Genomic DNA, 8255 nt, shown 5'->3' on the forward strand with positions numbered 1-8255 from the left:
GCTGGTTTTGGGAAATCATCGGTTAAATTTATATATTGGGAGTGGAATTGACGGGGGCACCTGTGATAAAATAATAGAAACCAGAACGCTGCGTCTGTCGGACAGCGTAGTGTTCCCGGTGTCGCTGGTCGTGCAGACCTATGTGTTTTATGAGCGTAAGCCGCAGACCGATACTGTGGAGGATGTGAGAGTTGAAATGCTTTCGCGTGCGCTAGAGGAAATCGCTTCCGGTATGGACGGTTCGGTCACAGAGCATAGCGAAACGCTCACCGAACAGGACGGCGCGGTGGTGCTGGAGATGACTGTGCATGCGGTTGAGCAGATCGGTGTCGAGGCAGTCGATGACAGCACGATCCCCGAAAAACCGCCGGCAGAGGATGAGGCTGCGCCATAGCACAAAGCGACAGACGGAAAGAGAACAAGGAAAGCAAGGTGCAAACCATAGAAAAGACAATACAGGTGGAGAGAACCGAACTGCTGATGTCGGTTTTCGGCGCGTTTGACGAGAATATTAAGCTGATTGAGCGGGAGCTGGGTGTTTCGATTGTCAGCCGGGGAACTGAACTGAAAATTTCGGGCGAAGCGGCGGAGGTGGAAACAGCGTCGCATACCATTGAGACGCTGGTTTCCATGGCAGCGCGCGGCGACGCGATCGGCACCCAGACCGTGCAATATGTCATTGGATTGGCGCGCGACGGACGTGAGGCTGAGGTACACACCATGAGTCGCGATGTTTTGTGCATCACGGCGAAGGGCAAGCCGATCAAGGCCAAAACGCTTGGCCAGAAACGGTATATGGAAGCCATTCGCAAAAATACGATCGTCATGGGTGTTGGCCCTGCGGGCACGGGCAAGACTTATCTTGCCGTGGCCGCAGCGGTCGCGGCCTTCAGGGACAAGCAGGTGTCCCGCATCATCTTGACACGCCCTGCGGTTGAAGCGGGCGAAAAGTTGGGCTTTCTGCCCGGCGATTTGCAAAGCAAGGTTGATCCATATTTGCGCCCGCTGTATGACGGCCTGTTTGACATGCTCGGCGCGGAGAACTTCGCCAAGTATCAGGAGCGCGGATCAATCGAGGTGGCACCCTTGGCCTATATGCGTGGCCGCACGTTAGATGACAGCTTCATTATTCTGGACGAAGCGCAGAATACCACACCGGAGCAGATGAAAATGTTCCTGACCCGTCTGGGCTTCGGTTCGCAGGCGGTTATTACGGGCGATATCACGCAGATTGACCTGCCGGATGGCAAGCAGTCCGGTCTCAAAGAAGCACTGCGCGTGCTCGATGGTGTAGAGGGTATCGCGCAATGCTATCTGACCGAAAAGGACGTGGTGCGGCATGAACTGGTGCAGCGCATCGTCAAGGCCTATGCCGATTACGAGGGCAAAAAGGGCAGAAGCAAGCCACAGGACAACAAGCACTCAGCTTTCCGCCGAAAAGGGGAGAAACGATGAGCCATCAGATCAATATTGGGTTTGAAACCCGGGTGGAAGATGAGCAGGCAGTCAGCGAACTGATCCGCACCTGTGCGCTGCGCGTGCTCGAAAGTGAGGGCGTGCCGTTCGACGCGGAAATCGACGTGACCGTTGTGGATGCCGATGAGATTCGGCAGCTCAATGCGGAATACCGGGATAAGGATGCTGTGACCGATGTGCTGTCCTTCCCGATGTATGATTTTTTGAACGGAAACCCGCAGGAGGAGCTGGAAGCAGAGCAGGACTCGGGCTGCGTGATGTTGGGCGATATGATTTTGTGCTACACGCGCGCCGTCGAGCAGGCGACCGGATTCGGCCATTCCCCGGCACGCGAGTGTGGCTATCTGACAACCCATTCAGTGCTGCACTTGCTGGGCTACGATCATGAGCGGAACGATGAGGACACGCGCTTGATGCGCGCCAAGGAGGAGGACAACCTCACCTTTCTTGGCCTGACCAGAGAGAACTGATATGGGGAAGAACATCCGAAAACTGCATGAGAGCTTTCAGCACGCGCTGCGCGGATTGGGATTGTGTATCCATGGGGAGCGCAACTTCCGTGTGCATATGGTTGCAGCGTTTTATGTAACTATTTTTGCGCTGATGGGCCGTGTGGGCGTGGCAGAAGCGGCGATTTTGTGCATCTGTTTCGGCTTGACTATGGGCGCGGAACTGATGAATACTGCTATCGAGCGGCTGTGTGACCGGCAGGCCAGTGGATACGATGGTTTTGTCCGCAATGCGAAAGATATCGCGGCGGCGGGCGTATTTGTGTGCGCGGCGGCATGTGCAGCGGTCGGTGTCTGCATTTTCCTCGGCAGAGGGGTGCTGTGGACGGCGGTGCAGTTTCTGCTCGCGCATCTTTGGGCATTGATGGCGCTGCTGGTGACTATACCGGTCGCACTTTGGTTTATATTTCATTATGGGAGAATACAATGAGCAAGATTACGAAAACTGCGGTCGTCTCGGTGGTCGGCCGCCCGAATGTCGGCAAATCTACGCTGACCAATAAGCTGGTGGGGCAGAAGGTCGCCATTGTTTCCAGCAAACCGCAGACCACGCGCACGCGCATCACGGGTGTGCTCAGCCGCGGGGATACGCAGTATGTCTTTCTGGATACACCCGGCCTGCACAAGCCGCGTTCCCGACTGGGTGACTACATGTGCAAAGTTGTGACCGATACCGTGTCCGAAGTGGACGTGGCGGCGCTTGTGGTTGAGCCGATCGCCAACATTGGCCCGGCGGAGGAAAGCCTGATTGCACAGATCAAGCAGCACCACATGCCGTCCATTCTGGTCATCAACAAGATCGACACGGTCAAAAAGGAAGAACTGCTCGCGGTCATTGCGACCTATGCGCAGGCGCATGAATTTGACGCGGTGGTGCCGATTTCGGCGCGCACCGGGGAAGGTTTGAATGACTTTCTGAGTGAGGTTGATAAGTACGCTTTGGAAGGTCCGCAGCTGTTTCCGGACGATATGGTGTCCGACCAGCCGGAACGGCAGCTGGTGGCGGAGATTGTGCGCGAAAAGATGCTGCGTTTGCTTGATCGTGAAGTACCGCACGGCGTTGCCGTTGGTATCGAGCGTTGGCATGAACGCGAGGATGGCCTAATCGAGATCAACGCGGTCATCTACTGTGAGAAGAATAGCCACAAGGGCATCATCATTGGCAAGCAGGGCGCGATGCTCAAAGAAATCGGCCGACAGGCGCGCGCAGATATTGAGCGTATGCTGGATGCGAAGGTGTTCCTTGAACTTTGGGTCAAGGTCAAGGAAGGCTGGCGCAATAATCAGTATCAGATGCGCAACTTCGGCTACGAGGATCAGTAAATGGCAGAGGTCAGGCTGCGCGCGCTTATTTTGCGCGAAGTGGATTTCGGTGATTTTGACCGCTATCTGACGGTGCTGACCGAATACGGCCGCAAAAGCGAAATTCTGTACAAAAACGCGCGGCGGGGCAAAAAACAGAACCCTGCCGCGCGGCAGTTTTGTTATTCTGAGCTGATCCTGTCTGAACGGGGCGGGAAATACGCGCTGCGCGACGCGGATTTGGTGCATTCGTTTTTCTCGCTCGCGGAGGATATCGAACGATATGCGCTCGCGTGCTATCTGGCTGAATTGGCTGGCGCAGTGACCGGGCCGGATGAGGACAGTCCAGCGGTATGCCGCTTGTTGCTGCACGCACTGTATGCGCTGGAGGGGAAAAGACGCGATCCCGCGCTGGTGAAAGCAGCGTTTGAGTGGCGTGTGCTGGCGGAAAGCGGCTATGCACCTGATTTGGCGGGCTGTGGTGTGTGCGGGCAGCCGATCACGCAGCCCCCTGTGTGTTTTTCTGTGCGTGCGGGTACCGCGGCGGACGATAAGTGTGCTGCGCGTGTCGGAGGATACGAGCGGTTGGCAGACGGGACGCTGCGCGCGATATTGCATGCGCTTTCGGCTGAGCCACAGAAAGTATACGCTTTTGTGCTGTCCGGTGCGGCAAGAGAGCAATTCTGTAGGCTCGCTGAGCAGTATGTGCAGTATCACCTCGGTCGTGGGTTCGACAGCTTGCAGTTTTATAAATCTGTATTGTAATACTTTGTATTTTGGGAGTTTGTGATGAATCGTTTAGGCGAAAAATCCTTAAAAACACTGGAATATTATGAAATCCTTGAGCGGCTGGCCGCGCAGGCTGCGTCGGACGCAGCCAAGGCGAAATGCCGTGCGCTGCGGCCACTCGATGACCATGAACAGGCGCAGGTCTGGATGGATCAGACGACGGATGCGAAAAACCGTATGATCCGGCACGGCAGTCCGTCGTTCGGTGGCATCCGTGAGGTAGGGGCGATTCTGCTGCGCGCTGACCGCGGCGGTACGCTGAATCCGCGCGAGTTGCTCGATGTGGCCAGCCTGCTGCAAACCGCGCGCCGCGCATTGGTATATGATGCGGAGCAAGAGGAAAAGACGGCGCTGACGCCGATTTTCGGTCTGCTGTCCGGCAACCGTGCGCTGGAGGAAGCAATCAAGACCGCAATCGTGTCCGAGGAGGAGATTGCGGACGGAGCCTCGCCGGAACTACTGTCCATTCGCCGTGAACTTCGGCGCATTTCGGGCAAGGTGCGCGAAACGCTCAACCGCCTGATTGCAGGTGAGCGGTCGAAATACTTGCAGGAAACCATTATCACACAGCGAAACGGGCGTTTTGTTGTGCCGGTCAAGGCGGAGCATCGCGGCGATATTCCGGGTTTGGTGCATGATACCTCATCCACCGGCGCGACCGTATTTGTCGAGCCGCAGCAGGTGGTTGAGATCAACAACCAGATCAAGGTGCTCGAGGGCCGCGAGGAAGCCGAGATCGAGCGTATTCTTGCTGAATTATCGAGCGAGGTCGCAAACTATAAAAATGCGATCGAGCAGGACTTTGATGCGCTGGTGTCGCTTGACTTTGTGTTCGCGCGGGCAAAGCTGTCGTTTGAGATGAATGCGGCTCCGCCGGTGCTTGCGGAGGGGAATGGTCGCTGCCGCTTGCTGCGCGCGCGTCATCCGCTGCTGGATAAGGACAAGGCGGTGCCGATCGATATCGCAATCGGCGGTGAGTATGATACGCTGGTCATCACCGGCCCGAATACGGGCGGTAAAACCGTATCGCTCAAGACGCTTGGTTTGCTGTCGCTCATGGCGGCTTCCGGTCTGCACATCCCAGCGAATGAACAATCTGAAATTGCTCTGTTTGAGCATGTTTATGCCGATATTGGCGATGAACAGAGCATCGAGCAGTCGCTGTCTACGTTCTCTGCGCACATGAAAACCATTGTGTCGATCATGGATTGCTGCGGACAGGGAGATTTGGTGCTGTTCGACGAGTTGGGCGCGGGCACCGACCCGGTTGAGGGTGCGGCGCTTGCGGTCGCGGTCATCGGCTACGCGCGTCAGATGGGCGCATGTGTGGCGGCGACGACGCATTACGCAGAGCTGAAAACCTTTGCGCTCACGACCGATGGTGTAGAGAACGCTTCGTGTGAGTTTAACGTGCAGTCCTTGCAGCCGACCTATCGCCTGCTGACCGGCATCCCGGGCAAATCCAATGCGTTTGCGATTGCTGCGCGGCTGGGATTGCAGCCAACCATCATCGAGCGGGCAAAGGAGCAGGTTTCGACCGAGGATGCGCGTTTCGAGGACGTGCTGGCGGAACTCGAACGCGAGCGCCGTCGGGTCGAGCAGATGCGGGATGAGGCGGCAAAGATGCGTTCGGCGGCGCAGTCCGAGCGGGACAAGATGCGCGCGGAGCGCGATGCAGCAGAAGAACGCGCGGATAAAATGCTCGAAAGCGCACGCAGTCAGGCTGACCGCATCCTGAAAGATGCGCGCATGACTGCTGAGACCGTCTTTGACGAGCTCGAGGACATGAAGAAAAAGGCCCAGAAGAAAAATGCCGATCAGAACCTCGCTGCGGCGAAGGCAGCACTGCGTGGCGTTATCACACATACCGAGAACGAACAGCGCCGTGGCGTGCAGAAGCGTGTGGTTGAGGCGGATGAGCAGCGCCCGGTCAAAAAGGGCGACCGTGTGCGACTGCTGAACATTGGCGGTGTGCTGGCCGATGTGCTTGCACCTGCGGATAAGAGCGGCAACGTTCAGGTGCAGGCGGGGCCGATGAAAATGACGGTCAAGGAGAATGAGTTGCGGCTGGTTGAGCAGCCGAAAGCGGCGAAAAAGCCCGCACCACAGCCACGCCGTAGTGCACCCGCGCGCGAACTCAACCTGCGCTCGGCTGATAGCGAGGTCGATGTGCGTGGTATGAGCGCGGAGGAAGCACTGTTCGAGGTCGATAATTTCCTGTCCCGTGCGATCATGGCGGGGCTGCCGTCGGTGACGGTCATTCACGGCAAGGGAACTGGTGTGCTGCGGGGTGCGGTGCAGCAGCATTTGCGCAGCAACAAGCGTGTCAAAAGCGTGCGCAGCGGTGTATACGGTGAAGGCGAACAAGGCGTGACCATCGTGGAGCTGCGCTGAAACCGGTTTCGGCAGATGGGATAAATTTTGCGCGTTTTTTTGCGAAAAACCGTCATACAGGGCAAAATGCCTTATATCTTTGCACAATGCAGGAAAAAATTCATCAAAAACGCAAAAGCGGCGGGCGTAAAAGAGACTTGACGAAATCGACAAAAGAGGATAGACTATATATAACGGATTTGAAGAAATAGGAGCGATGCAGATTATGTATTCGAAAGAGGTACAGGTTACCAATCAGGTAGGCTTATATGCCCGTCCCGCAACGTTTTTTATTCAGAAGGCCAATGAGTTCAAGTCGACGATTCTGGTTGAGAAGGAAGAGCGCCGCGTTAACGCGAAGAGCTTGCTCGGCATTCTGTCCCTGGGCATCACCAAGGGCACTACCATCAACCTGATTGCGGACGGCCCGGACGAGGAAGAGGCTGTTTCTGCTCTGGTTGAGCTGATTACGTCTAATTTTACCGACTAAGTTATCGCATCCTGAGGAAAAGCGCCGATTGATCGGCGCTTTTTTTATCGGAGGCGTTTGCTGCAAAAAGGAGGCGGTTCGCCGTGACAAGAGAACAGCTCAAGGAGCGCGTGCGCCGTCTGCCCATGCAGCCGGGCGTGTATCTGCACAAGGACAAAACCGGCAAGGTGATCTATGTCGGCAAAGCGAAGCTGCTGCGCAACCGCGTGTCTAACTACTTTCAGCCGCCTGAGCGCCTGAACGCAAAAACCAGACAATTGGTCAGTCACATTGATGATTTTGATATCATTGTGACGGAAAGCGAGTTTGAAGCACTTGTGCTGGAAAACTCGATGATCAAAAAGTATAAGCCCAAGTACAACATCCTCTTGAAGGATGACAAGGGCTATCCCTATATCCGGCTCAATACAGATGCACCCTATCCAGCGTTTACGGTTGTTTCGCGTCCGGCACGTGATGGGGCGCGTTATTTCGGTCCTTATCCGGGACGCGTGGCGGCGCGGCGCGCCATTGATACGATCAGTGAGGCGCTGTTGCTTAAGACATGCGCGCGTGTATTCCCGCGAGATATCGGGAAGGAACGGCCGTGCCTGAACCAGCATCTTGGGCGCTGCTGTGCGCCATGCACGGGAAAAGTCAGCCCGGAAGAATACCATGCGCTGATCAATCAGGCGATTGCGCTGTTTGAAGGCAATGCAAAGCAGCTGGAAAAAGAACTGACCGAGAAGATGAACGAAGCGGCAGAGGAATTGCAGTTTGAACGTGCAGCGATGCTGCGCGACCGGCTGCGTGCCGTGCAAAAGCTGGGGACGCGGCAGCATGTGGTCGCGGGCGCGTTTGCAGAATTGGATATCATTGCGTTTGTGCAGGGGCAGACGCGGGCATGTGTATGCGTGCTGCATTATGCGGGCGGCGCATTGCAGGACAAAGAATATACGCTGTTCCATCTGACGGGAAGCGATCCGGCTGAGGTGCTTTCTTCATTCGTTAAGCAGTACTATGCGCAGCGCGGTGCAGTGCCAAAGACCGTGTTGCTTTCGCATGAAATCGAGGAGCAGGACGCGGTTGGAGAGTACTTGTCCTCGATTGCGGAGCGTAAGGTGGAGCTGGCCGTGCCGCAGCGCGGCGAGCGGCGTGTGCTGACCAGGCTTGCGGAGAAAAATGCGCGCGAAGAGATAGAGCGGCGCGAAAAACAGTCCGAACGGCGGCATAAATCGCTGGAATTGCTGCAAAATGTGACCGGTATGCTGGCGCTGCCGTTGCGGCTGGAAGCGTATGATATCTCCAACTTTGCCGGGCAGGATACCGTCGGTTCG

9 protein-coding genes are annotated in these 8255 nt (G+C 56.3%); all 9 read left to right on the forward strand.

The genetic code is table 11. The features are described from left to right. The coding region (locus tag ABGT74_RS05970; RefSeq protein ID WP_346704853.1) for a sporulation protein YqfD at positions 1–394 on the forward strand (394 nt) is incomplete at its 5' end. A gap of 86 nt (positions 395–480) precedes the next feature. Continuing rightward, entirely contained in the window at positions 481–1455 is a 975-nt protein-coding gene (locus ABGT74_RS05975) for a PhoH family protein (RefSeq protein WP_346704858.1), read from the forward strand. Next, positions 1452–1946 carry an rRNA maturation RNase YbeY gene (ybeY, locus tag ABGT74_RS05980; RefSeq protein WP_346704854.1) on the forward strand — a complete coding sequence of 165 codons (495 nt, stop codon included), beginning with the start codon at positions 1452–1454 and terminating at the stop codon, positions 1944–1946. The genes ABGT74_RS05975 and ybeY overlap by 4 nt, the downstream gene beginning before the upstream one ends. Before the next feature lies 1 nt (position 1947). After that, positions 1948–2415: a diacylglycerol kinase gene (locus tag ABGT74_RS05985; protein WP_297283210.1), complete on the forward strand. Its 468-nt coding sequence runs from the start codon at positions 1948–1950 to the stop codon at positions 2413–2415. Beyond that, positions 2412–3308 (forward strand): GTPase Era, encoded by an 897-nt coding sequence (gene era, locus ABGT74_RS05990; RefSeq protein ID WP_297283209.1) that lies wholly within the window; start codon positions 2412–2414, stop codon positions 3306–3308. The genes ABGT74_RS05985 and era overlap by 4 nt, the downstream gene beginning before the upstream one ends. Then, positions 3309–4052, forward strand: coding sequence for a DNA repair protein RecO (gene recO / locus ABGT74_RS05995; protein ID WP_346704855.1), 744 nt, complete (start codon positions 3309–3311; stop codon positions 4050–4052). Between the two features lie 24 nt (positions 4053–4076). Further along, positions 4077–6470 carry an endonuclease MutS2 gene (locus ABGT74_RS06000; protein ID WP_346704856.1) on the forward strand — a complete coding sequence of 798 codons (2394 nt, stop codon included), beginning with the start codon at positions 4077–4079 and terminating at the stop codon, positions 6468–6470. Between the two features lie 205 nt (positions 6471–6675). Then, positions 6676–6939, forward strand: coding sequence for an HPr family phosphocarrier protein (locus tag ABGT74_RS06005; protein ID WP_107632189.1), 264 nt, complete (start codon positions 6676–6678; stop codon positions 6937–6939). Between the two features lie 83 nt (positions 6940–7022). Then, the coding region (uvrC, locus tag ABGT74_RS06010; RefSeq protein WP_346704857.1) for an excinuclease ABC subunit UvrC at positions 7023–8255 on the forward strand (1233 nt) is incomplete at its 3' end.

The sequence above is a fragment of the uncultured Agathobaculum sp. genome (genome assembly GCF_963927765.1).
Lineage (GTDB): Bacteria > Bacillota > Clostridia > Oscillospirales > Butyricicoccaceae > Agathobaculum.

What these genes read in the sequence shown, in the direction of transcription:
- ABGT74_RS05975 (WP_346704858.1), top strand. Translation starts at nt 481, where the DNA reads ATGTCGGTTTTCGGCGCGTTTGACGAGAATATTAAGCTGATTGAGCGG.
- ybeY (WP_346704854.1), top strand. Translation starts at nt 1,452, where the DNA reads ATGAGCCATCAGATCAATATTGGGTTTGAAACCCGGGTGGAAGATGAG.
- ABGT74_RS05985 (WP_297283210.1), top strand. Translation starts at nt 1,948, where the DNA reads ATGGGGAAGAACATCCGAAAACTGCATGAGAGCTTTCAGCACGCGCTG.
- era (WP_297283209.1), top strand. Translation starts at nt 2,412, where the DNA reads ATGAGCAAGATTACGAAAACTGCGGTCGTCTCGGTGGTCGGCCGCCCG.
- recO (WP_346704855.1), top strand. Translation starts at nt 3,309, where the DNA reads ATGGCAGAGGTCAGGCTGCGCGCGCTTATTTTGCGCGAAGTGGATTTC.
- ABGT74_RS06000 (WP_346704856.1), top strand. Translation starts at nt 4,077, where the DNA reads ATGAATCGTTTAGGCGAAAAATCCTTAAAAACACTGGAATATTATGAA.
- ABGT74_RS06005 (WP_107632189.1), top strand. Translation starts at nt 6,676, where the DNA reads ATGTATTCGAAAGAGGTACAGGTTACCAATCAGGTAGGCTTATATGCC.